The sequence below is a fragment of the Paraburkholderia sp. BL17N1 genome, assembly GCF_003634175.1.
Taxonomy (GTDB): domain Bacteria; phylum Pseudomonadota; class Gammaproteobacteria; order Burkholderiales; family Burkholderiaceae; genus Paraburkholderia.
Genome location: NZ_RBIW01000001.1, coordinates 3,298,944 through 3,320,481, shown reverse-complemented (window position 1 = coordinate 3,320,481; position 21,538 = coordinate 3,298,944). Strand labels below are relative to the sequence as shown.

At 62.2% G+C, this 21,538-nt stretch carries 18 protein-coding genes and 1 other annotated feature; of the genes, 8 read left to right on the top strand and 10 right to left on the bottom strand.

Features of this window, described 5'->3' with window-relative positions:
- Positions 1–59: 59 nt before the first annotated feature.
- Together B0G82_RS14995 and B0G82_RS14990 are read right to left on the bottom strand one after the other, a co-directional pair.
- A complete protein-coding gene (locus B0G82_RS14995; protein ID WP_116141074.1) occupies positions 60–482 on the bottom strand; it encodes a hypothetical protein in 423 nt (140 codons plus the stop codon).
- Positions 483–799: 317 nt separating this feature from the next.
- Positions 800–1,762, bottom strand: coding sequence for a LysR family transcriptional regulator (locus B0G82_RS14990; RefSeq protein ID WP_121307816.1), 963 nt, complete (start codon positions 1,760–1,762; stop codon positions 800–802).
- Between the two features lie 228 nt (positions 1,763–1,990).
- On the opposite strand from B0G82_RS14990, the gene B0G82_RS14985 reads away from it, so the two are divergent.
- Positions 1,991–3,394: a M20 family metallopeptidase gene (locus B0G82_RS14985; protein ID WP_121307815.1), complete on the top strand. Its 1,404-nt coding sequence runs from the start codon at positions 1,991–1,993 to the stop codon at positions 3,392–3,394.
- A 64-nt stretch (positions 3,395–3,458) separates the two neighbouring features.
- A complete protein-coding gene (locus B0G82_RS14980; RefSeq protein WP_121307814.1) occupies positions 3,459–4,742 on the top strand; it encodes an MFS transporter in 1,284 nt (427 codons plus the stop codon).
- Between the two features lie 221 nt (positions 4,743–4,963).
- Here B0G82_RS14980 and B0G82_RS14975 read toward each other — a convergent pair whose 3' ends face one another.
- Positions 4,964–6,016 carry an NADP(H)-dependent aldo-keto reductase gene (locus B0G82_RS14975; RefSeq protein WP_121307813.1) on the bottom strand — a complete coding sequence of 351 codons (1,053 nt, stop codon included), beginning with the start codon at positions 6,014–6,016 and terminating at the stop codon, positions 4,964–4,966.
- Positions 6,017–6,170: 154 nt separating this feature from the next.
- Here B0G82_RS14975 and B0G82_RS14970 point away from each other — a divergent pair, with 154 nt between their 5' ends.
- Together B0G82_RS14970 and B0G82_RS14965 are read left to right on the top strand one after the other, a co-directional pair.
- Entirely contained in the window at positions 6,171–6,383 is a 213-nt protein-coding gene (locus B0G82_RS14970; RefSeq protein ID WP_121307812.1) for a DUF3820 family protein, read from the top strand.
- Positions 6,384–6,589: 206 nt separating this feature from the next.
- On the top strand, positions 6,590–6,835 hold the full coding sequence (locus B0G82_RS14965) for a hypothetical protein (protein WP_106283597.1): 246 nt from the start codon (positions 6,590–6,592) through the stop codon (positions 6,833–6,835).
- A 59-nt stretch (positions 6,836–6,894) separates the two neighbouring features.
- Here B0G82_RS14965 and B0G82_RS14960 read toward each other — a convergent pair whose 3' ends face one another.
- The 3 genes from B0G82_RS14960 to B0G82_RS14950 form a co-directional block, all read right to left on the bottom strand.
- Positions 6,895–7,545 carry a TRIC cation channel family protein gene (locus tag B0G82_RS14960; RefSeq protein WP_199730094.1) on the bottom strand — a complete coding sequence of 217 codons (651 nt, stop codon included), beginning with the start codon at positions 7,543–7,545 and terminating at the stop codon, positions 6,895–6,897.
- A gap of 133 nt (positions 7,546–7,678) precedes the next feature.
- The gene (cysC, locus tag B0G82_RS14955; protein WP_121307811.1) at positions 7,679–8,218 is read right to left on the bottom strand and encodes an adenylyl-sulfate kinase; all 540 of its coding nucleotides are present in this window, start codon (positions 8,216–8,218) and stop codon (positions 7,679–7,681) included.
- Positions 8,215–9,834, bottom strand: a complete 1,620-nt coding sequence (locus tag B0G82_RS14950) for a sulfotransferase (RefSeq protein WP_121307810.1) — start codon at positions 9,832–9,834, stop codon at positions 8,215–8,217. The genes cysC and B0G82_RS14950 overlap by 4 nt, the downstream gene beginning before the upstream one ends.
- Before the next feature lie 348 nt (positions 9,835–10,182).
- Between B0G82_RS14950 and B0G82_RS14945 the strand changes: the two genes are divergently transcribed.
- Positions 10,183–10,548, top strand: coding sequence for a hypothetical protein (locus B0G82_RS14945; RefSeq protein WP_121308707.1), 366 nt, complete (start codon positions 10,183–10,185; stop codon positions 10,546–10,548).
- A gap of 74 nt (positions 10,549–10,622) precedes the next feature.
- Here B0G82_RS14945 and B0G82_RS14940 read toward each other — a convergent pair whose 3' ends face one another.
- The 4 genes from B0G82_RS14940 to B0G82_RS14925 form a co-directional block, all read right to left on the bottom strand.
- Positions 10,623–11,684, bottom strand: coding sequence for a sialidase family protein (locus B0G82_RS14940; protein ID WP_121307809.1), 1,062 nt, complete (start codon positions 11,682–11,684; stop codon positions 10,623–10,625).
- A gap of 682 nt (positions 11,685–12,366) precedes the next feature.
- Positions 12,367–13,598, bottom strand: a protein-coding gene (locus tag B0G82_RS14935) for an IS3 family transposase (RefSeq protein WP_121307808.1) whose coding sequence is annotated in 2 segments (ribosomal slippage) — positions 12,367–13,310 and positions 13,310–13,598 — 1,233 coding nt in all. Because the reading frame shifts where the segments join, the coding sequence is not laid out codon by codon here.
- Positions 13,204–13,320: a sequence feature (AL1L pseudoknot), on the bottom strand. (Overlaps the previous gene by 117 nt.)
- Before the next feature lie 403 nt (positions 13,599–14,001).
- Positions 14,002–14,880 carry a lipid A biosynthesis lauroyl acyltransferase gene (locus B0G82_RS14930; RefSeq protein ID WP_116117180.1) on the bottom strand — a complete coding sequence of 293 codons (879 nt, stop codon included), beginning with the start codon at positions 14,878–14,880 and terminating at the stop codon, positions 14,002–14,004.
- 404 nt (positions 14,881–15,284) lie between these two features.
- Positions 15,285–17,786, bottom strand: coding sequence for a penicillin-binding protein 1A (locus B0G82_RS14925; protein WP_121307807.1), 2,502 nt, complete (start codon positions 17,784–17,786; stop codon positions 15,285–15,287).
- Positions 17,787–18,278: 492 nt separating this feature from the next.
- Here B0G82_RS14925 and B0G82_RS14920 point away from each other — a divergent pair, with 492 nt between their 5' ends.
- The 3 genes from B0G82_RS14920 to B0G82_RS14910 all read left to right on the top strand — a co-directional run bounded on the left by B0G82_RS14920 (position 18,279) and on the right by B0G82_RS14910 (position 21,446).
- The gene (locus B0G82_RS14920) at positions 18,279–18,899 is read left to right on the top strand and encodes a hypothetical protein (protein ID WP_121307806.1); all 621 of its coding nucleotides are present in this window, start codon (positions 18,279–18,281) and stop codon (positions 18,897–18,899) included.
- Positions 18,900–19,468: 569 nt separating this feature from the next.
- Complete coding sequence (locus B0G82_RS14915) at positions 19,469–20,149, top strand: PspA/IM30 family protein (RefSeq protein WP_116141826.1); 681 nt, start codon at positions 19,469–19,471, stop codon at positions 20,147–20,149.
- An 88-nt stretch (positions 20,150–20,237) separates the two neighbouring features.
- A complete protein-coding gene (locus B0G82_RS14910; RefSeq protein WP_121307805.1) occupies positions 20,238–21,446 on the top strand; it encodes a tetratricopeptide repeat protein in 1,209 nt (402 codons plus the stop codon).
- Positions 21,447–21,538: the final 92 nt, after the last annotated feature.

Genomic DNA, 21,538 nt, shown 5'->3' with positions numbered 1-21,538 from the left:
GCCAGGCGCTGATCGCCGCGCCCGACGAAACATCAGCACATGGTGCGAGTCAGGCCCGCTCAGTCCTCGTCATCCGTCCACGGAATGTCCACGTCGGAGATAAACGCCACCGTGGCGAACGGACCGCCGTCCTGACGCCCGATCTTGCCATCGGCGCGCTGCCACTCGACCCGGAACACCGTGCCTGGGTCGTCGGCGATCAGGCGGACCGTGCGTACTTCATCCGGATCGGCCTCTTCGACGGGGCCATCGAGTGAGACCTGCAGCTCCTGCGGCCACAGCCCATCGGCCGGATCGTAGATCTTGTCGCCGTCGGGAATCAGGGTGAAGGCTTCCACGCCGATAGTGGCCGACGCGTCCACGATCATCTTGCCCAATGCGCGCAGCAATGCCGTGGCCCGCGCCGAATTCGCCTGACGGATGGCCAGATCCCCGCGCGTCAGCGCCTGCTCAAGTTTTGGGTTTGTTTTTTGTTGCGCCATTCGATGTCCTGGGTCCTATCGCTCTGTTGTGGACGGCGCGCAAATTCGCGCGCGCGCCGCTCTCCATTTTTCGGGCTGAATCCTACCATCGCCATGCACTGCAGCATTGCCGGCCATGCACTGCGGCGCTTTCAGCCCACCCCGTCCACCACAGTTTAGGTCGTGATTCGCGATCCGGCTGGGACATTTGCCTTTCAATCGGTCGCGAATCGATCGCTATCGCACGCATGCCGCCAGCCTGGTTCGTCGTGCGCGGGCCGTCGTCATCGCAGTCTCGCCGGCTTGATGCCGCGTGGAGTCTCCAGCCGCCGCGGCCGTCAGCCCTTGGCTCTGCCGCGCTTTCGCGCGGCCTTCGAGGCCGTCGCATCCACCGGCTTCGCACCCGCGATTTCCGCGATCAGATGATCCCGGAACGCCCTCACCGACTGCGGCAGTTCACGCCCCGCCATGGTCTGCACCTGGATGCTGCGCTGGCGCATCTGCGGATGCGTCAGCGGCATCACGACGAAACCATCGCCGGCGTAACGGTCACGCACGGACAGCAGACCCGTGAACATGATCGCGCCGGACTTCTGCGCGTAGCGATACATGGCGCCGCTGTTGTTGCAGGTCAGCTCGGGTTCAAGCAGGACGCCTTCGAGCGCGCAGGTAATGTCGATCAACTGACGAATCGTCGTGCCCGGCTCGGGCAGCACGAGCGGATAGCGCTGCAAGTCGGCGAGCGACACCTTCGCGCGCGCGGCCAGCGGATGATCGGCGCGCAGCAGCGCCAGCACCGGCGCGCGCTCCGTGTGCTCGACTTTCACGCCCTTCTCCGGCGCGAGGCTGAAGGTCAACGCGAGGTCGGCGTCGCCGTCGCGCACCTGACGGGTCGCCTCGCCCGGCGACATGACCGAGAGCGTGAAGTCGATGCCCGGATACTGGACGCGGAAGCTCGCCATCGCGGTGGGCAGGAAGTCGGCGGCAAAACCTTCGGAACTCGTCACCTTGATCATGCTGCCATGCAAGGTCTCGAGGCCGCCGATCTCCTTCATCACATGCTCCGCCTCCAGCAGGCTGCGCTGCGCGTAGGCCAGCAGGCGCTCGCCGGCTTCGGAGAGCGCCATGCCGCGCGGACGCCGCTCGAATAGCGCGACGCCGAGATCGCTTTCGAGCCGCGCCACCTGCCGGCTGATCGCCGAGACGGCGACATGCAGCCGCGCGGACGCGTCGCTGAGCGAGCCGGTGCGCGCGACTTCGACGAAATAGCGCAGCGCGATGCCATGCAGCGAAAGTGCCATGTGTGATGTCCCATTCAACGGTCGGCGCCGGCGCGCAGATATCTGCAAGCGCCTTCTGTACGCGCGGTGAGCTTTGCCTTTTAGGCAACGCAAGCTTCGAAAGACGATCATTGTGACAAAAAAAACGGCCTCCTAGAATCGGTTCGAAGATGCAGGCCGCGTCCAAGCGTCATCAGACAGACGACCACGCGCCGCCCGCCCCCACATTCGCCCGCATTGGAGACACGCATGAGCCGCACCCAGGCCATCGAGCACGCCACCCATCATTTCGAATCCGGCGCCTTTCTGGAAACCCTCAACCGGCGCGTCGGTTTTCGCACCGAAAGTCAGGAGGACGATCGCGCCGCCACGCTGCTGTCGTATCTGACCGACGAGATCACGCCGGAAGCGAAAAGCCTCGGTTTCAGCACGCGCATCGTCACCAATCCGGTGGATGGCTTCGGGCCTTTCCTGATCGCGCAGCGCCATGAGGGCGACCATCTGCCCACCGTGCTGATCTACGGCCACGGCGACGTGGTGCGCGGCTACGACAGCCAGTGGCGCGCGCCGCTGACGCCGTGGGCCGTGACCGTCGAAGGCGAACGCTGGTTCGGCCGCGGCACGGCCGACAACAAAGGTCAGCACAGCATCAACCTCGCCGCGTTGGCGAGTGTGCTGGCCGCGCGCGACGGCAAGCTCGGCTTTAACGCGAAGCTGCTGATCGAGATGGGCGAGGAAACCGGCTCGCCCGGACTCGACGCGATCTGCCACGCGCACCGTGAAGAACTGGCCGCCGACGTGCTGATCGCCTCCGACGGTCCACGTCTCGCCGCGCGCCGCCCTACCGTGTTCCTCGGCTCGCGCGGCTCGGTGAATTTCAGGCTGTCGTTGAATCTGCGCGACGGCGCGCATCATTCGGGCAACTGGGGTGGCCTGCTGCGCAATCCGGCGACGGTACTGGCGAATGCGTTGGCGAGCCTCGTCGACGCTCGCGGTGTGATCGCCGTCGACGGTTTGCGTCCGCCGCCGATTCCCGAGGCGGTGCGCCGCGCGCTCGCCGATATCACGGTAGGCGGCGGCCCGGGCGATCCAGATGTCGACGACAACTGGGGCGAGCCCGGCCTTACCGCACCCGAGCGCGTGTTCGGCTGGAACAGCTTCGAAATACTCGCGTTCAAGGCCGGCAACCCGGAGAACCCGGTCAATGCGATTCCGTCGTCGGCGTTCGCGCATTGCCAGCTGCGCTTCGTGGTCGGCACCGATTGGGACAACCTCGAACGGCATCTGCGCACGCATCTGGATGCGCACGGCTTCTCGCAGGTACAAATCGATGTCGAGCGCGGCGCCCCCGCCACGCGTCTGAACCCGGACGATCCGTGGGTCACGTGGGCGATTGCCTCGCTCGAACAGACCACCGGCAAGAAGACCGCCGTGCTGCCGAATCTGGGCGGCACGCTGCCCAACGAAGTGTTCGCCGACACGCTCGGCCTGCCGACCATCTGGGTGCCGCACTCGTACCCGGCCTGTTCGCAGCACGCGCCGAACGAACATCTGCTTGGACCGGTCGTGCGCGAAGGTCTGCAGATCATGGCGGGCCTCTTCTGGGATCTCGGCGAGAACTCGCCGCGCGCGACAAACAACCCCGCTATCTGAGCAACGCCCGCACGAATCGGGCGCATCACGCCGTTATCCGCATCCGTCACGAGGCACGTCCACGATGAGCACGTCCACCCTGCAAGCCACTGCCGCGCGGCCATCCGCCGCGAAGGTCCATCGCATCATTCTCGCGGCGTCGATCGGCAACGCGCTCGAATGGTTCGACCTCGTCGTCTACGGATTCTTCGCGGTGACCATCGCGAAGCTATTCTTTCCTGCGCGCACCGAAGCCATTTCGCTGATGCTCACGCTCGGCACCTTCGGCATCTCGTACATGATCCGGCCGCTCGGCGGACTCGTGCTTGGTTCGCTCGCTGACCGCGCCGGACGCAAGGCGTCGCTTCTTCTCTCGATCGCGCTGATGATGATCGGCACCCTGATGATCGCCGTGATGCCGCCATATGCGGCGATCGGCCTGTGGGCGCCGGCCGGCATCATGCTGTCGCGGCTCGTGCAAGGTTTTTCGGCGGGCGGAGAGTTCGGTGCGTCCACCGCGTTTCTGGTCGAACATGCGCCCGAGCGCCGAGGCTTCATGGGTAGCTGGCAATTCGCGAGCCAAGGCATGGCGACGCTGCTCGCTTCCGGTTTCGGCGCGCTGCTGACGAGCCAGCTCACGAGCGCGCAACTCGAATCATGGGGATGGCGCGTGCCGTTTCTGTTCGGCCTCGCGATCGGTCCGGTGGGTTTCTATATCCGCCGTTACGTGGATGAAGGCGCCGAGTTCAGTGCCGAGCCCAAAGCCCGCACGCCGCTACGCGATCTGTTCGGCACGCAGAAGGTGCGCATGCTGCTGGCGGTCGGCTCGCTGATCATTTCGACGGCGGCCAACTATATGATCCTGTACATGCCGACCTACGCGATCAAGCAACTGCACTTGCCTGCCTCGACCGGCTTCGCGGCGACACTCGCCACCGGCGTGGTGCTCACGGTGCTGACGCCGTTCGCGGGTCATCTGTCCGACAGCCTCGGACGCATCCGCATCATGGCGACGGCCGCCGCGCTGATGCTGGTGACGGTATATCCGGCTTTTGTGTATATGAACGCGCATCCCTCGTTCGTGACGATGCTGCTCGCGCTGATCTGGATCGGCGTATTGAAGGCGACGTATTTCGGTGCGCTGCCCGCATTGATGTCGGAGATTTTCCCGACGCAGACGCGCGCGACCGGTTTGGCGGTGAGCTACAACATCGGCGTGACGGTGTTCGGCGGTTTTGCGCCGTTCGTGATCACGTGGCTGATCGATGCAAGCGGTAATAAGCTCGCGCCTGGCTTCTATCTGATGTTCTGTGCGTTGGCGAGTTTGCTCGCGCTTTATGCGGTGCGCGGGAAGTTGAGAATCCACTAACGGACGCGCGAATGCCGCCTCGCCCGCAGCGCCATGGCAAAGGCGCTCGCCATCACTAAATACGCGGGAAGCGGAGTACCAGCCAAGCACGTCTGCCTACGCGGCAGCGTCGCCGAAGCGACGCGCGAATCCCTTGCGAGCGCCCCGGCCATGCAGCCGGGGCAAATCAAACGTCCGCATGATGCGAGCCGCACTCGCAGCTCGCATTCAACGGCCCCGCATCAGGGCGCCGGATTCGGCTGCAACTCGTGCAGCGCATCGATTTCCGCGAGCACTTCCGGCGAAAGTTTCACCTCGACGCTGGCGATGTTTTCCTTCAACTGATCGAGCGAAGTCGCGCCGATCAGATTGCTGGTCACGAACGGCCGGCTATTGACGAACGCGAGCGCGAATTGCGCGGGCGACAAACCGTAACGCTTCGCCAACTCCACGTAACGCGTGATCGCCTGCACCGCTTGCGGTTTGCTGTAGCGTTGAAAACGCTCGAACAGCGTAATGCGCGCGCCGGCCGGACGCGCGCCGCCTTCATACTTGCCCGTCAGCCAGCCGAAGGCCAGCGGCGAATAAGCCAGCAAGCCGATGTTGTCACGATGCGCGTATTCGGACAGGCCCGCTTCGTAAGTGCGATTCACGAGGCTGTACGGATTCTGAATGCTGACGATGCGCGGTAAGCCGAGCTTTTCGGCCGCGCGCAGAAACTGCGCGACGCCCCACGGCGTTTCGTTCGACACGCCGATATGACGCACCTTCCCCGCCTTGACGAATTCAGCGAGCACCGACAGCGTTTCTTCGATGGGCACCGTATAGGCGTCGTCGACCCACGGATACGCCGGGCGGCCGAAGGTCATCGTGCTGCGATCCGGCCAGTGCAGCTGGTACAGATCGACGTAGTCCGTTTGCAGGCGCTTCAGGCTATCGTCGAGCGCTTCGGTCAGATTCTTGCGGTCGAACTGGTTGCCTTTGCCACGAATATGGGTCGGGTTGTGCGGTTGACGCGCCGGGCCGGCGATCTTGGTGGCAAGCACGATTTTGTCGCGCGCGCTGCGATGCTGCGCGAGCCATGTGCCGATATAGCGCTCCGTCGAACCTTGCGTTTCGGCACGCGGCGGCACCGGGTACATTTCAGCGGTGTCGATCAGATTGATGCCGTGATCGAGTGCGTAATCGAGCTGCGCGTGCGCTTCCTGTTCCGTGTTCTGCTCGCCCCACGTCATGGTGCCGAGACCGATCAGGCTAACCTGCACGTCGGAGTCGCCGAGTCTGCGGTATTCCATCGAACTTGTCCTGTTGATTGGTTGACGAAAAGCGCTGACGTTACCATGTCCGCCCGAGCTCTGCCTGGCGCGCTAAAATGCCGCTCCAGCGCGCGTCACCCATTTTTTCGCGCACAATCTTTCGCTGCGGCTTCCCTGCGCCGACCTGCCTGCCATGAATCCCGAACAACTCGAACTGCTGGTCACGCGCGTCATGCCTTACGGGAAATATAAAGGCCGCGTGATTGCGGATCTGCCCGGTCATTACCTAAACTGGTTTGCCAGCCAGGGCTTTCCGCCCGGCGAAATCGGCCGGCTGCTGGCGTTAATGCATGAGATCGATCACAACGGTTTGAAGTCGCTGCTCGAGCCTTTGCGCAAGCGTTGATCGCTTCGCGGTGAAAGCGATGGGAAGCGCCCTGAAGCGTGGATGAAAGTCGCCCTGTAGGCATCGTGCAAGCAATGCCGGCCTGCACAAATTTATACAGTCTTTTGCTTGTACCTTGGCCGCCGAATGGACTTTAATCCACGTAGGTCTTCGCGCGAACTCCATCATTCGCGCCGTCGTCCGCATGTCATTTTGCCTGTCCGTCCATGTCTGAATTCAGCTTGTCCGCACTGCTCGAATTTATCGGCCACGATCTCTCGCCTGTGAGGGCGGTGATCATCTTCTTCCTGATCGGCTATCTCGTCGTCGGACTGCCTTTGCATTTCCGCCAGGGGCCCGCCTCGCGCGACATCTGGGGCACCGCTGCCGGCGTGACCATGGCAGCGATTTATGCGGCGTTCATTATCGGCGTGTACCCGGCGTTGCATCATTCGGCCGGGTGGTTGCGGTAACGCGAAGCGGCTTCGAAGCGCGCCGTGCCAAGGCGCGTGCATACGACGACCCTCATCGCTCAAACCGGCGACACCTTCGGCAGATGCCAGCCATGGGTCACGGCGAGCATCCGCAAGACGAAGCACGCCGCGCCGCCAGCCAGCGCCGCCGGGCCCGGCGGCAAACCGGCACGGCGCGCCACCACCACGATGAACGCCCCCGCGAACGCGGCCGTTGCATAGATGTCGGCATGCAGCACGAGCGGCACGCGTGTCAGCAGCACGTCGCGTATCACGCCGCCGCCCACACCGGTGAGTGTGCCCATCAACATGGCGACAAACGGCCGGATCCCGAACAGCAGCGCTTTTTCTACACCCGCCACGGCAAAGAGCGCGAGGCCGGCCGCGTCGAGCATGGTGACGAGCGCAACGGGAAACTGCTGCGCCGTCGAATGGAACATAAAGGTCAGCAACCCGGTGACAAAGGTCAGCGCCGGATAGCGCCAGTCACGGATCGCGTTCGGCGGTGAATCGCCGATCAGCAGATCGCGGATCACGCCGCCGCCGAGCGCCGCGACAAACGAAATCACCATCACGCCCAACAGGTCGAGACCGCCGCGGATTGCGCTGAGCGCACCCTCGACCGCGAACACCACCGTGCCCGCCAGGTCCGCTGCCAGCACCAGTGTTTCGACGTTCAGCCTGATTTTTCGTATCGACAATGTCGGCATCGACGCTTCACCCTTTCTGCTTTCGGTCTACGAGAAATCGAAACGGTATAGGGAAACGCCGCGCGCGGGGTGAAAAATCTGCGTGTACGGTCACGCGCTGCGCGTGGCGCGCGACGCTTCAGGACGACGCCCGCTAACCGCTCAGACGCCCCGTCGCGACCAGATGCGCAAGCAGGCGATCGACAGACTCGCCGATCGGCATCCGGTCGCTGTCGATCACGACATCCGACGCGAGCGGTGCTTCGAAAGGTCCGGAAATGCCTGTGAAATGCGGGATCTCGCCACGCCGTGCGCGAGCGTAAAGCCCTTTGGCATCGCGCGCTTCGCAGACGTTCAGCGGAGCATTCACGAACACTTCCACGAAACCGTCGCCGACGATTTCACGCGCCGAGCGCCGATGCCGATGCTCAGGCGAAATCACCGCGGCAATCACAACGAAGCCCTGCTGCATGAACAGCGCCGCGACATGGGCGACCCGCCGCAAGTTCTCGGTACGGTCCTCGGGCGCGTAGCCGAGGTCGGCGTTCAGTCCGCGCCGCAGCACGTCGCCATCGAGCACGATCGCGGCGTGCCCCGCTTCCTTCATGCGGTCATGCAAGGCGTTGGCGAGCGTCGATTTACCCGCGCCGGAAAGTCCCGTCATCCAGATCACGGCGCCACGCGATGCGCTCATGTGCGATGCTCCGTGCCGCTTATCACGACCTCGCCGACCTCGCTGGCCTCGCTGGCCTCGCTGGCCTCCTGGCGATGCGCCGGCGCCAACACCGGGCCAAGGCCGTCGAACAACGGTTGCAGCAACGCGTGACGCGGCTGCCAGCGTTGCAGCGAGGTCTTGTACAGCGGACGCCGCACCTGGGCGGAATTGGCCGTATTCACCTGGCGCGCGGTCTGATAAAACGACAGACAGCGTTCGTCCCAGTCGAGCCCGCAATGCGCGAGCAGGCGGCGCACATTGGCTTCGAAATCGTCAACCAGTTCCTCATACTTGACTTCGATCATCACACCTTCGGGGAGCACGCGTTGCCAGTGCGCCATTAACGCGTCGTACGCGCGATAGTAGCGGCCCAGTTCGCCGAGATCATAGCTGAACGGCACGTCGTGAAAGATCCTCGAGAAAATCGACAGACAGGTTGGCAACGGCGCGCGGCGGCTGTGAATGAAGCGGGCGTTCGGCAACGCGAGATGGATCAGGCCGAGGTTGATGAAGTTGAACGGATACTTGTCCGCGAAGTGCGTGTAGTTCGCAGCCGGATTGCGTTCGTCGTTTGCAGTCAGGCTCTGAAGTTCCGGCAGCGCGTTGCGCATGCGACGCAAATAGTCCGTGCCGAGCGCGCGCAATGGCGCGGCGCCGACGTTTTCCAATGCTTCGATATCGATCCGCAACGGATCGCCCGGATCGCGGCGAATGCAGCTCACCAGCGCCTCGCCGAATTCCGTGCGCTCGCCCGCGCCGAACACCTGAGGATGGCTCGCGAGAATCTGCTCGATCAGGGTCGAGCCCGAGCGCGGCATGCCCACGATAAAGACCGGCGTTTGCGATGCATCGCCGAGACCGCGCTTTGCCGCCAGCAGATCGGAAGTCATCAGTTCGGGCAAATGGGCGAACAGGCCTAGCGTTTCCGCTTCGTTGTAACGCACGCCGGCGCGGTGCAGCGCATTACCCTTCAGGAAGTGCTCGAACGACGCGTCGTTGCGGCCCACATCGGACAGCGCCTGGCCGTACGCGAAGTGAAGCTCCGCCTGATCGGCCGGCGTGAACGAAGCGGCGTTGCCGACGAGACGCTCCATCGCGAGGAACACCGGATCGTCGGCGGCAAGGCGCCTGGATTGCACGAAGTTGCGGTAGTACAGCGGCACTTGCGGCGCGGCTTCGATAGCGCGGCGATACGCTTCGTGCGCGTCGTCGAAGCGGCCGAGTGCCTGCAGGCAGTTGCCCAAGTTGTTGTGCGAGCCGTCGGCCTGCGGATTCACACGCGTCGCCTCGCGATAGGCGTCCACCGCCTGTTCGAGCCGATGCATCTGCTCGAGCGTCCAGCCGAGGCCGTGGTGCGAATCCGTGTCGCGCGGATCGAGCGCGATCGCTTCGTGATAGCGGACCACGGCTTCGGGAAAACGGTTCAGCGCGGCGAGCGTGGCCGCGAGGCGCTGTTGGACGAGGGCGTCGGTGGGATCGAGCGCGCGGGCGGTTTCGTAATGTTGGAGCGCGGCGTCGAGTTCGCCGCGCCCGGCGCAGGCGTCGCCTTCGGCGCGCAATTCCGATGCGGCAGCCGGCTGTGGATCTTGCTTCATTGATGGCTGGATTCTTGCAGGCTTCGCATCGAGCGATCCTGACAGTGGCGAGTGCGATCTTTTCATCCAGCCCGGCAAGCGGCGCGGTCGGGAGTCGAAGGTAATTGTCTGAAGCAAACTTAACAGTCGCGCCCTACAGTTTCGTTTCGAAAATTTAACTAACTGTTACAGCGTCGCACGCACGGAAGGTCTAGAAAGCTTCGCACCGCGCCTCACTGCTACGGTCTTCGATCGCCATGCATGCCGGATCGGCACGCCATAGCACGCGCAAACGGTAATTTGCGGACACAAATGCCGCTGAACTCTTGAGCACGCGTTTCTTCTCAATCACATATGAAGGAGAAAATCGTGAGCAGGCTCATTGCATCAATGGCACTGTTGGCGGTGACAGCCGGTTTGACCGGATGCGCAGTCGCGCCGGGATACGACTACGGCTATGCACAACCTTATTACCCTGACTACGGCTATGCGTACGGGCCACCGTATGCGCCGGTTTATGGCAGCGTCGGCATATATGGCGGCTGGGGTGGATCCTGCTGCTATCACGGCGGCTATTGGCATGGCGGCCATGGGTGGCACGGCGGGAATGGATGGCACGGCGGCGGCGGTTGGCACGGCGGCGGATATGGCGGATCTCACGGCGGCAGCAGCGCCAGCGGCGGGGGAAGTTCATGGAGCAGCGGCGGTGGCGGCCATGGGGGACATGGGCGTTGAACTCGCAAACCAAAAACAAAATGGCGCTGTGATTTCTCACAGCGCCTCAGACGCAGAAGCGAAGTTTGATCGGATTAATGGATTCGGCTTGGATCAATCACGACATGTTTTATATGAATCTTTTTCCACGTGTACGTGACGTGAACCAGACCGTCCGGCGACTGGATAACCGCCGGATAAGAAAATTCCTGATTTGCCTCGTTCTCAAGATCCAGAACTTCGTGATAAGTCTGGTGATCAGATGAAATGACGACCGTCAGTCTGTGGCGGTCCCAACGACCTTCGACGTAAGGTAGCGGATTGGCGACGATCAGGTCACGCCCGTCGATCAGGGTCACGGCGTCCAAGCCCGAATTTGAGTTGGGAATATCCACCGGCGAGAGAGCAGTCCACGTCTTTCCCCAATCACTCGATTTGGTACTGAATACAAAGCCGTTTTTTGTCCGGACTAGCGCCTGCAGCTGGCCGTGACGATGGTCGAGAATTGTTGGCTGGATTGCCTGAATTGCACGCGGGCCCGCCGCCGGATATTCGACTTCCCAAGTAGCTGCCCCATCCGTGGACCGTTCGAAATGAACTTTCCATCCGTCATGTTCGGTACTACTCCCGGCTATTACAATTCCATTTGATAACTCGACGGGTTTATCTTTTGCCGGCCCGGATATACCAGGGCCAAGAGCAGCCGGCTTCGACCATGAGTTTCCCCCATCAAGCGAGGTCATCCGGAAAGGATGCCAATCCGCCGGCAATTTCCCGCGACTATAAAACAGCATCAATGGACCGTGCCTGGGAGAAAAAAGAATGGGATTAATTACCGTTAGAGCCTCACCGTCAGGCGAACGTCCGTCTGCGACCCGGACTGGCGCGCCCCATTGTTTTCCGGAGTATTGCGCTACCCAAACACCAACGTCATTAGCGGCCTCTTTGCTGCCAGCCAACCACGCCGCCACCAAATGCCCTTTTGAAAAGGCAATCGTCGACGCATGACAAAACGCGATTTTCTGCGGAGGATTTATAATATCCACCGAAAGGATTGCGTCAGAATTATTTTCACGGCCAGCGGTCGATTGAATCAGCGAAAAGGAAAGGATAACGAAAGTTATATGTCTGAAATATGACGACAGATCAAAATTCATACAGATTAAACCGCTGACATTGGTTAGGGAGTGGCATTTTGAGACGGCGGATGGTAACCGATCCGAATATTTTTTTCGGAATAAGCTGGATTTATTTTCGGAAATTTATTTGTAATGTCGGCGGTTTAAACTGAAGTGCTGCAGTGTCAGCGTGTTTCTCCACGCTGCGGCTGTGGCAGCATGGCCGTCATCAAACAGCGTTTGCCGGATTTCGAATGGTATTTTCGATTGAGCGGGCGCGCCTGGACGGCCTTCGGAATAGAGTGCCTATCCATCCCACGGTTTTATGCGGCTCTTCGAAGAGCCGTTCCGAAATTTGAGCGCGCAAACGGGCGCAAAAAAGCCACCTTGCGTATGCGGTCGGCGGCTTCGATTTGGGTGGCTGCGATCGCTAGATCAACTGACCCTTTCGCGTTCGCTGGGTTCCTCGGATGACTTTCGCGTCGGGAGCGAATACGCTGCCGCCTTTTGTACACGGCTCCGCCACAGCGGCGCGATCACGCTGAACTGTCACTCACCTCAGACTCGACAACGTAATCGGCTCCAACCACAAGCGCGCCCCATTCCGGATAGCCGCCGCTCAAAATCACCCGCTTGATGGCGTCGGCGCAGAGTCGTTGACCATTTTCCAGAGCGTCAGCTACAGATTGAACCGCCCCGGGAATCGTGGAGGCTGGTTGGTTTAAGTTAATGCGGGTTCGGCGACCGGTGTTTCAAGTCGCTGATAGTAGTTTGCCTCAGCTTCGGCAGGCGGGATATAGCCGAGGGGTTCCATCAGTCGATGATGATTGAACCAGGCCACCCATTCCAGCGTTGCCAACTCGACGGACTCCCGTGTTTTCCAGGTGCGGCGATGAATCAGTTCCGCCTTGTACAAGCCGTTGATTGTCTCGGCCAGTGCGTTGTCATAACTGTCGCCACGGCTACCAACCGAGGGCTCGATGCCCGCTTCGGCCAGTCGCTCGCTATAGCGAATGCTAACGTATTGCGAGCCTCTGTCGGAGTGATGTATCAACGTTCCATCGCCGCCTGGCCGCCGCGCATAGAGTGCCTGTTCAAGTGCATCCAGGACGAAGTCTGTAGTCATCGACGAACTGACGCGCCAACCGACAATCCGTCGGGCGAACACGTCGATCACGAAGGCCACGTAGAGCCAGCCCTGCCACGTCGAGACATAGGTGAAATCAGAAACCCAGAGCTGGTTCGGCCGTGCCGCCTTGAACTGGCGATTGACCCGATCCAGCGGGCGCGGGGCTATGGCATCAGGAACAGTCGTGCGAACACGCTTGCCTCGCATCACGCCGCGCAAACCCAGTTGTTTCATCAGCCGTTCGACCGTGCAGCGAGCCACCGCGATACGCTCCCGGTTCATCTGCTTCCAGACTTTATCCGCTCCGTAGACCCGCATGTTGGCTTTCCAGACACGCTCGATCTCCGGCCGCAGGCGTTCATCGCGTATCGCGCGAGCGCAGCGGCGCGACGGATCGCGAAGCTGTGCAGCATGGCGCCGGTAGCCCGACGGGGCAATCCGCAAGACCTTGCAGATCGGCTCGACCCCGAAGGTATCGCGATGCCGATCGATGAAGGCCTTCAGGACTTCAGGCGGCGGTCGAGCTCCGCCTGGGCGAAAAACGCACTCGCGAGTTTCAGAATCTCGTTGGCGCGGCGCAGTTCCTTGACTTCGCGCTCCAGTGCCTTAAGACGTTCGCGTTCCGACGTGCTCACGCCCTCGCGCTCGCCGCTATCGACTTCCTCTCGTTTGACCCACCCCAGCAATGTCTGGCTCGTGCAGCCGATCTTGGGGGCGATGGATTCAATCGCCGCCCACTGTGACGGATACTCGCCCCGATGCTCTTGCACCATGCGCACTGCACGTTCCCGGACTTCAACAGAAAATTTGTTCGACTTGTTCATGGCTCCATCTTCTCAAGAGTTGGAGCCTCCACCAAATCCGGGGCGGTTCAAACTGCTTGAACGCATGGGGATTTGTGTGTGCGGTACGGAATCAACCAGCCGGCGTTGAACAATGGCTCTTTCACGAAACGAAGACCTTGGGAGGCCTCGACGTTATCCCCAGTTTGTGTTGACAGCGTTGTTGATAACTCCGGGGCTACCCGCTTAAGTGCTTGACCCGAATGGTTTTGTTACTTGAGGTGCCGGTGGATGCAGCAACGTCGGGCGCCGTGGGGATGACTGGCGGCGCTGCAGCTTATCCACAGTTTGTGTTCGCAAGCTTGTTGATAACACCAGGAGATCCTACCTAAGTACTTGACCCCACACCACATTCATCCCCAGATGCATTTAACGCCGCCACGCTTCAATAAACACTCGCCTCACCCGCCGGCCGATTCTTGAACCGCTTGTGCACCCAATAGTACTGGTCAGGAATCCGCCTCACCTGCGTCTCGAGAAACTCGGTGATGCGCCGCGCGTCGACGGCCACATCGTCGGACGGAAAATCGCTTAGCGCTTCGAAGATGCTCAGCTTGTAGCCGCGATAATCCGGCAGCACTTCCGTCACGAACGGCACCACCCGCGCATTCGCCGCGCGCGCCATCCGCGAGACGGATGTGAGCGTGCAGGCCGGCACGCCGAAGAACGGCACGAACACCGAATCGCGCAAGCCGAAATCCATATCCGCGGCGAGCATCACCGGCTTGCCGTCGCGCAGCGCGCGCAACGCGCGTCGCACACTGTCGCTGCGCGGAATCATCTCAGTGCCGAAGCGGCCGCGCTGCCGCTTGGCCATCGCGTCGAGCAGGAGGTTCGACATCGGCGTGTAGAGCGAAGCGACCGGATGCCGCGTCGAATACATCATGCAGCCCGCCTCGATGCCGACGAAATGGAAGCCGACAAAAATCGTCGGCTTCCCTTCCATGTCGGACAGATCAATCGCGCTCTCCACTTCGACGAGGCGCGCCAGCGCCTGCGCATTGCCGAACCATTGCGGCCCGCGTTCGACATAGCTGCGGATCACGTGACAAAAGTGCGCGCGCGCCAGACGTTCGCGCGCCTCGTCGCTCATGTCCGGGAAACACAGCTTCAGATTGGTATGCACGACGCGCCGGCGCGTGCTGGGAATTCGGTACAGCAAGGCGCCGATACCGGTGCCGATTCGCGCGACGACGCTATACGGCAAAAAAGCAAACGCGCGCAGCAGACCTGTCATCAGACAGATCAGGATTCGACTTTTCACAAGGCGGGACCCGGTGGATGCTGGATGGCAAACACGCCGGCCGCGGCAACCACAACATTGCCAGCGGACGAAGTGACATACGCGCGCGTCTTAACGGGTCTCGCGCGGCGCGGATTCGAGAATGGACGTCTCGCTTGTGGCGAAATGCCGCGGTGCCGGAAGCCGATCCCGTGCAGGGGATCAGGCGTCGTTTAGGACCCTTGATAAAGCACCGCCGGCGTGATTAAAACACACCGCGCGTGCCGGATACACAATCCACCGGGCAGACCACCCGGCGAACGGCAAGAAAGCATTGCCGGGCGGCGCTTTCCTGCTCTTTCAAAAACTTGCCTGCGTGCGCGGCCGCCAGATTCAAACGGTCCGCACACGCCCGCCGCGCCCCAAGGGAATCCCCCCGGAAAACATCACGGCTTGTTCGACTCGAACAGATCCATGATCTGCTTCTTCTCGTTCGACGAGACACTCGGCGGCGGCACCGTTGGCGGCGTCATACCGGCCGGGCCGACGCCACCGACCGCATCGCTCACGCCGGCGGTCGGATTCGCCGAGTCCAGACCGATGCTGGCGACGAAGCCATTGCCCGGCGTCATATCCGTATAGAACAGTTCTCCGTCGACCGAAGTCACGCCGTCAGGCTGGGCCGGTTCGCTTTGCGGCACGCCGCGCAGCGCGCGCTGCATGTACTCCACCCAGATCGGCAACGCCAGTTGCGCGCCGAATTCGCGGCTGCCGAGACTCTTCGGCTGGTCGTAACCCATCCACGCCACCGCGACGAGCGACTGCTGATAACCGGCAAACCAGCCGTCTTTCGCGTCGTTGGTCGTCCCCGTCTTGCCCTGCAGGTCCGTGCGATGCAGCACGTTGGTGCCCGCGCCCGTGCCGGCCGTTGCCACAGAGTGCAGCAGGCTGTTCATGATGTATGCGTTGCGCGGTTCCAGCGTGCGCGGCGCATCGCGACCGGCCGTGAGCGGCTGCGCCTTGGAGAGCGGCTGACCGCGCGCATCCGTCACCTCGTTGATCAGATACGGATTGATCCGGAAGCCGCCGTTCGCGAACACCGAATACGCACCCGCAGACTGCAATGGCGTGACGAGGCCCGCGCCGAGCGCCATCGGTAGATAGGGCGGCGTCTTGTCGGCGTCGAAACCGAAGCGCTGCGTGACGAAGTCTTGTGCGTATTTGGTGCCGATGTACGACAGAATGCGGATCGACACGAGGTTCTTCGACTTCTGCAACGCGAGACGCAACGGCATCGGACCGTCCGGCTGGTCATCGTCCTTCGGTTCCCACGCGTCGCCGCCCGGTGTGCTCGACGGAAAGTACAACGGCGCGTCGTTGATGATGGTGGCCGGTCCGAGACCCTTGTCGAGCGCGGCCGAATAGATGAACGGCTTGAAGCTGGAGCCCGGCTGACGCCACGCCTGCGTAACGTGGTTGAACTTGTTCTTGTTGAAGTCGAAGCCGCCCACCAGTGCGCGAATCGCGCCGTCCTGCGGCGTGAGCGACACCAGCGCGCCCTCCACTTGCGGCAGTTGCGTGATCTGCCAGTTGCCCTTGTCGTCCGCGATCAGGCGCACGATCGAGCCGGCCTTGATCTTCGTGGCGGCCGTGGCGCGCGCGCTCAATGCGGCGGCAGCGAAACGCAAACCGTCGCCGCTGATCGTCACCTGCGTGCCGTCCACGAGTTGCGCCTTGACCTGCTTCGGACCCGCGTCCGTCACCACGGCGGCGATGATCTCGCCGTTGTCGGGGTGATCGGTGAGCGCGTCGTCGATAGTCTGGTCGCGGTCGTCGCCCGGCGCGGGTAACTGCACGAAACCTTCCGGCCCGCGATAGCCGTGGCGCCGCTCGTAATCCATCACGCCCTTGCGCACCGCGCGATAAGCGGCGTCCTGGTCGGCGGAGTCGATCGTGGTGGTGACGTTCAGGCCGCGCGTATAGGTTTCGTCCTTGTATTGCGCGTACATCATCTGCCGGACCATTTCGGCAATGTACTCGGCGTGCACGCTATATTCGTTGCCCGGATTCTTGGTGTGAATCTCTTCCTTCACGGCCTGATCGTACTGATCCTGGCTGATGTATTTCAGCTCGAGCATGCGCCGCAGAATGTACTCCTGACGGATCTTCGCGCGCTTCGGATTGACCACCGGGTTATACGCGGACGGCGCCTTCGGCAAGCCGGCCAGCATCGCCGACTCCGCCAGCGTGATGTCTTTCAGATCCTTGCCGAAGTAAACGCGCGCGGCCGCGGCGAAACCATAGGCGCGTTCGCCCAGATAGATCTGGTTCATGTACAGCTCGAGAATCTGATCCTTGGTCAGCGCGCGCTCGATCTTGTACGCGAGCAGCATTTCGTAAATCTTGCGCGTGTAGGTCTTCTCGCTCGAGAGGAAGAAGTTGCGCGCCACCTGCATGGTGATCGTGCTCGCGCCCTGCGAGGCGCCGCCGTGCGAGAGGTCGGAGATACCCGCCCGCAGAATGCCGATGAAGTCGACGCCGCCGTGCTCGTAGAAGCGATAGTCTTCGATCGCGAGCACCGCTTTCTTCATCTGATCGGGAATGTCCTGGAAGCGCACGAGGGAGCGCCGCTCCTCGCCGAACTCGCCGATCAGCACATGGTCCGCCGTATAGACACGCAACGGCACCTTCGGACGATAGTCGGTCAGCGCGTCGAGCGACGGCAGTTGCGGCCCCATCACCACCAGCGCATAGCCGACGATCAGCGCGCCCACCACCGCGAGGGTCGCGAGCAGGCTGGCGAACCAGATGACGAGGGTCGCGCCGAGGGAACGGCGGCCGGCCTCGGCGTCGCGCGAAGCTGCGTTGCGTCCTGGAGTGCGTTGGTAGGAATCCCGGTCTTCACCAGACGGAGAATTGGATGAATGCGGTCGTTTGATGATTGGCATGACTGGAATAGTGGGCGCATGACTGAACGCCTTTCTGCACGCGCGCATGGCGCGCACATGAATCGTGATCGAGAATCGTAGCCTGAGGCGCAAACCACCGCACGGCCCTTTGCCCCCGGCAGGCCGCACGGCGCGCGCCGGGTCGAGTCCGGCGCAACGTAACAGCGCATTTTAAAAGAAATCGAGCACGGTCCAAGTTAGTTTTTTTGTAAGAATTCCCTTCGCGCGAAAGGAGTCTGTAGTTTCGGATGAACCCACGAGCGCTTTCACGCGCTGCCGGAGTTATTCACAGAAAATGTTGAAAGGCCTGTGGACAAGCTGCCCGCAAACGTTACAACTCGTTGATGCCATGGGATTTTCATGTCGCGCCCGTTCCGCATCGGGGCAACTAGTCATATGATGGACTCGGCGCGCGCTAACACGGGCTCGCGCCGCGGCGTCCGCCAAATGGCCGCTTTGAACCGCCCATGCCAACAAGTATGCGAGCCGACCATGAATAAGCCCAGCGAACGCATCGTCGTATTCGTCACGACCGCGCAGAAACGCGCGATCACCGCCACCGCCGAAAATATGGGCATCAGCGTCAGCGAACTGATGCGGCGCGCGGTCCTGAGCTTCGGCGCGACCAGCGAACAGGTGAAAGCGGCCAGCATCGTCGACCGCCTGCGCGCGCCCCGCGCGCCGGACGCGCTCGACGCCGCGCTGCAACGGGTCGCGCGCGGCACACGGCACGCGCGCGCCGCATTGCCGCCGGTTTTGCAAACGCACGGCGACAGCACAAGCGCCGCGCCTACGGAGGGCGCGGCGGGTTCCAACGCGCCTGCACCGGGCGGACTGCCGGACTATGCATCCGGACAGGCGGAGCCCGCGCCGTTGTTGCCGGCGGGCCTCGCCGCCGCGCTCGCCGCCGGCATAGACGAGGAAGCCGCGGCAACCGCCGAAGCCGTCGCGCGCGTGGCAGCAGCTGAAGCGGCATCGGCGGGAGGACTCCCAGCGCAGACCGATACGGAAACGCAACTGCGCAGCGTGCTTAAACACCCTCGCGTCGACACTCCGCGCGACGACGACGATCCACTGGGCGATCCCACCACGAAAGGCGGCCGTTTCGCGTAACGGGTTTGTGCGATGCCTAGCATGCTGATTGCGTCGGCGCGTTGCACATCGTTACATCGGCGTCATTCAAAATGCGTGAGCTTTCGGCACTGCACGCCTGGCATTCATCGAGCGATCAGAAGCGGCGTTTGCATATTGAAAGCAGCTTCGGTGGTTGAGTATTTTGTGTGGTTGCATGCACGACTATTGGCCATCGTCGACCCTGCTCGCGTACGACGACTATCGACGCAAACACCGCCCGCTCGCACCGCGCCTATTCACGCCCACGACACGTGCTGCGCGCAAAGTTGGCTAATCTGTCATCGCGCCCTTTAAGGGGGTTTTAAGAGAGCGCGTGGTGTAATATCCGCGAGCGGCTGAATGACGCATCGCGCGATTTAACCTTCGAGCTGTTTGCCACTCGATATTCGAATCGAACAATTTACGTTGCCGCTATTGCAATCGGCGCGCGCGCCCCGAACTCCGGTCCGAACGTCGCGCAGCTTCGCGTGCAGCGGCGTAAAGTAGCAGTTGAATGCAGTTGAGCGCGCGGGACTATTCAGCGCCGTTTACATTCTTTGGAGGTTTTCATGTCGCTTTTTGACAGCATTTCCCGCACGCTTAAAGGTCTCCTGAACGACGCAGCCGACTCCGTGCAGGATCCGTCGCGCGACTCGCGCCAGATCGTGCGCGAACTCGACGAGAGCATCGCCAAAGCCGAGAACTCGCTGATCGAGATTCAGGCGCAAGTGGCCACGCAGCAAAGCAAGCGCGATGTTGCCGGGGACAAGGCGAAGAAATACGAAGACGGCGCGAAGCGCGCGCTGCAATCCGGCGACGAAGCGCTCGCGCGCGAAGCCCTCGGCGCGCAAGCCACGGCTGAAGCCGAACGCGATGCGCTCGCGAAGGAACTGACTACGCTGGAGCCGTCGGTGGCGCAACTCAAGAGCCAGATCGAAGACATGCGCACACGTCGCAATGACCTGAACGCGCGCTCCAACATTCTGCAAGCCAAGCAGCAGATCGCCCAGGCGAAAGACGTGGCGGCCACGGCATTGGGCGGCATCGGCGGAAAGAATCTGTCCGAAGATTTCCAGAAACTCGAAGACAAGGTCGCGCTGTCGAATGCCCGTTCAGACGCACGCCTGAATTCGGCCGATGTGAAGAGCGGCAAGGCGCTCGACGACAAGCTCGCGGATCTCAACCGCGGCCCGTCCGTCGAAGATCGTCTCGAAGCATTGAAGAAGCAGATCAATACGCCGGCCCAGTAATTGCGTCGGCAGCAGTACATACCGGTGGCCTTCGTGTGAGCCGCCGGAATCGACTGAAGGAGACGGGCGCAACGCGCCCGGTCCGTAAATGAAAAAATTTCTCGCAACCGCGTTTGCCTCACTGCTGTTCGTGTCGGCTGCGGCGTTCGCAGTGCCCACCGTTCAGCAGATCGAATCGGCCATGTCGCAAGGCAACTGGCAACAGGCCGACGCCGGCCTGAGCGAAGTGTTGCAGGCGCATCCGAACAATGCGCGCGCGCACTATCTGTATGCCCAAGTGCTCGATCGCGAAGGCCGTTCCGCCGACGCGCTCGCCCAGGTGCAGCAGGCCAAGACACTCGACCCGCAAATCCGCTTCACCGACCCGACCCGCTTCGCGCAGACCGAAGCACGCATTCGCAAGGACGCGGAACGGGCAGGCGCCATGGGCGGCAACACGACCAACCGCGCGCCCAACCCGTTCGCGCAGCAGCAGACGGCGCCGTCCGTGCAGCAACAGTCGGCGATCGTGCCGCAGGCGCCGCAACGGCATGGTCCGGGCATGGGCATGTGGATCGGCATTCTTGTCCTCGTCGGCGTAATCGCGCTGGTGCTGCGCTGGACCTTGCGCCGCGCCCGCACGCAAGGCGATACGCGTGCCGACGACGAGCGTCGCGTGCAGCTCAAGCGCGCCACGGAGATGCTCAACACCGTTCGCTCGCTCAAGCTCGATGTGAAGCTCTCCACCGTGCAAGGTCATGAGGCGCTGGAGAAGGAAGTCGAAGCCACTGAAGACCAGTTGCGCGGCCTCGTCGAAACACTGTCGAACAGCAAGAATCCGCTGCCGCCGTATCAGCTCGACGAACTCGAGCAACGGCTCGGCAGCATGCGCGCTCGCCTCGAGGGCCGGCCCGATCCGTATGCCGCACCGGCCGCCAGCGCGCAGCAACAGTCGCCGTATGCGCGGGAAGCCGAACGTTTCGGCAACCCGCCGCAAGCGCCCTATCCGCAGCAAGGTCCGTATCAGCAACAGCCGCCGGTTATCGTGCAGCAAGGCGGCGGTGGTTTCGGCGGCGGCATGGGCGGTCTGCTGACCGGCGTGCTGCTCGGCGAAGCGCTGAATTCCGGGCGCGAGCGCGTGGTGGAGCGCGACGTGATCGTCGACGACGAAGCGCGCCGTCGTGGCACCGACGGCGGCAATGGCGGCAATGGCGGCGGCCTCGACTTCGGTCAGGGTTCGAACGACTGGAACGACAACGGCGGCGGTGTCGATCTGGGCAGCAGCGACGACTCCGGCGGCTGGAACGACAACACCTGAGGTTCGCCGCGCGGCTGAAATCGAATCAGGCTGCACAAGCGCGCGTCATTGAAACAGGCTCCTTTACGGAGCCTGTTTCGTTATGGCGATCA

What these genes read in the sequence shown, in the direction of transcription:
- B0G82_RS14970 (WP_121307812.1), top strand. Translation starts at nt 6,171, where the DNA reads ATGAATCCCGAACAACTCGAACTGCTGGTCACGCGCGTCATGCCTTAC.
- B0G82_RS14985 (WP_121307815.1), top strand. Translation starts at nt 1,991, where the DNA reads ATGAGCCGCACCCAGGCCATCGAGCACGCCACCCATCATTTCGAATCC.
- B0G82_RS14925 (WP_121307807.1), bottom strand. Translation starts at nt 17,786, where the DNA reads ATGCCAATCATCAAACGACCGCATTCATCCAATTCTCCGTCTGGTGAA.
- B0G82_RS14995 (WP_116141074.1), bottom strand. Translation starts at nt 482, where the DNA reads ATGGCGCAACAAAAAACAAACCCAAAACTTGAGCAGGCGCTGACGCGC.
- B0G82_RS14960 (WP_199730094.1), bottom strand. Translation starts at nt 7,545, where the DNA reads ATGCCGACATTGTCGATACGAAAAATCAGGCTGAACGTCGAAACACTG.
- B0G82_RS14965 (WP_106283597.1), top strand. Translation starts at nt 6,590, where the DNA reads ATGTCTGAATTCAGCTTGTCCGCACTGCTCGAATTTATCGGCCACGAT.
- B0G82_RS14940 (WP_121307809.1), bottom strand. Translation starts at nt 11,684, where the DNA reads ATGAATTTTGATCTGTCGTCATATTTCAGACATATAACTTTCGTTATC.
- B0G82_RS14990 (WP_121307816.1), bottom strand. Translation starts at nt 1,762, where the DNA reads ATGGCACTTTCGCTGCATGGCATCGCGCTGCGCTATTTCGTCGAAGTC.
- cysC (WP_121307811.1), bottom strand. Translation starts at nt 8,218, where the DNA reads ATGAGCGCATCGCGTGGCGCCGTGATCTGGATGACGGGACTTTCCGGC.
- B0G82_RS14910 (WP_121307805.1), top strand. Translation starts at nt 20,238, where the DNA reads ATGAAAAAATTTCTCGCAACCGCGTTTGCCTCACTGCTGTTCGTGTCG.
- B0G82_RS14920 (WP_121307806.1), top strand. Translation starts at nt 18,279, where the DNA reads ATGAATAAGCCCAGCGAACGCATCGTCGTATTCGTCACGACCGCGCAG.
- B0G82_RS14915 (WP_116141826.1), top strand. Translation starts at nt 19,469, where the DNA reads ATGTCGCTTTTTGACAGCATTTCCCGCACGCTTAAAGGTCTCCTGAAC.
- B0G82_RS14950 (WP_121307810.1), bottom strand. Translation starts at nt 9,834, where the DNA reads ATGAAGCAAGATCCACAGCCGGCTGCCGCATCGGAATTGCGCGCCGAA.
- B0G82_RS14975 (WP_121307813.1), bottom strand. Translation starts at nt 6,016, where the DNA reads ATGGAATACCGCAGACTCGGCGACTCCGACGTGCAGGTTAGCCTGATC.
- B0G82_RS14980 (WP_121307814.1), top strand. Translation starts at nt 3,459, where the DNA reads ATGAGCACGTCCACCCTGCAAGCCACTGCCGCGCGGCCATCCGCCGCG.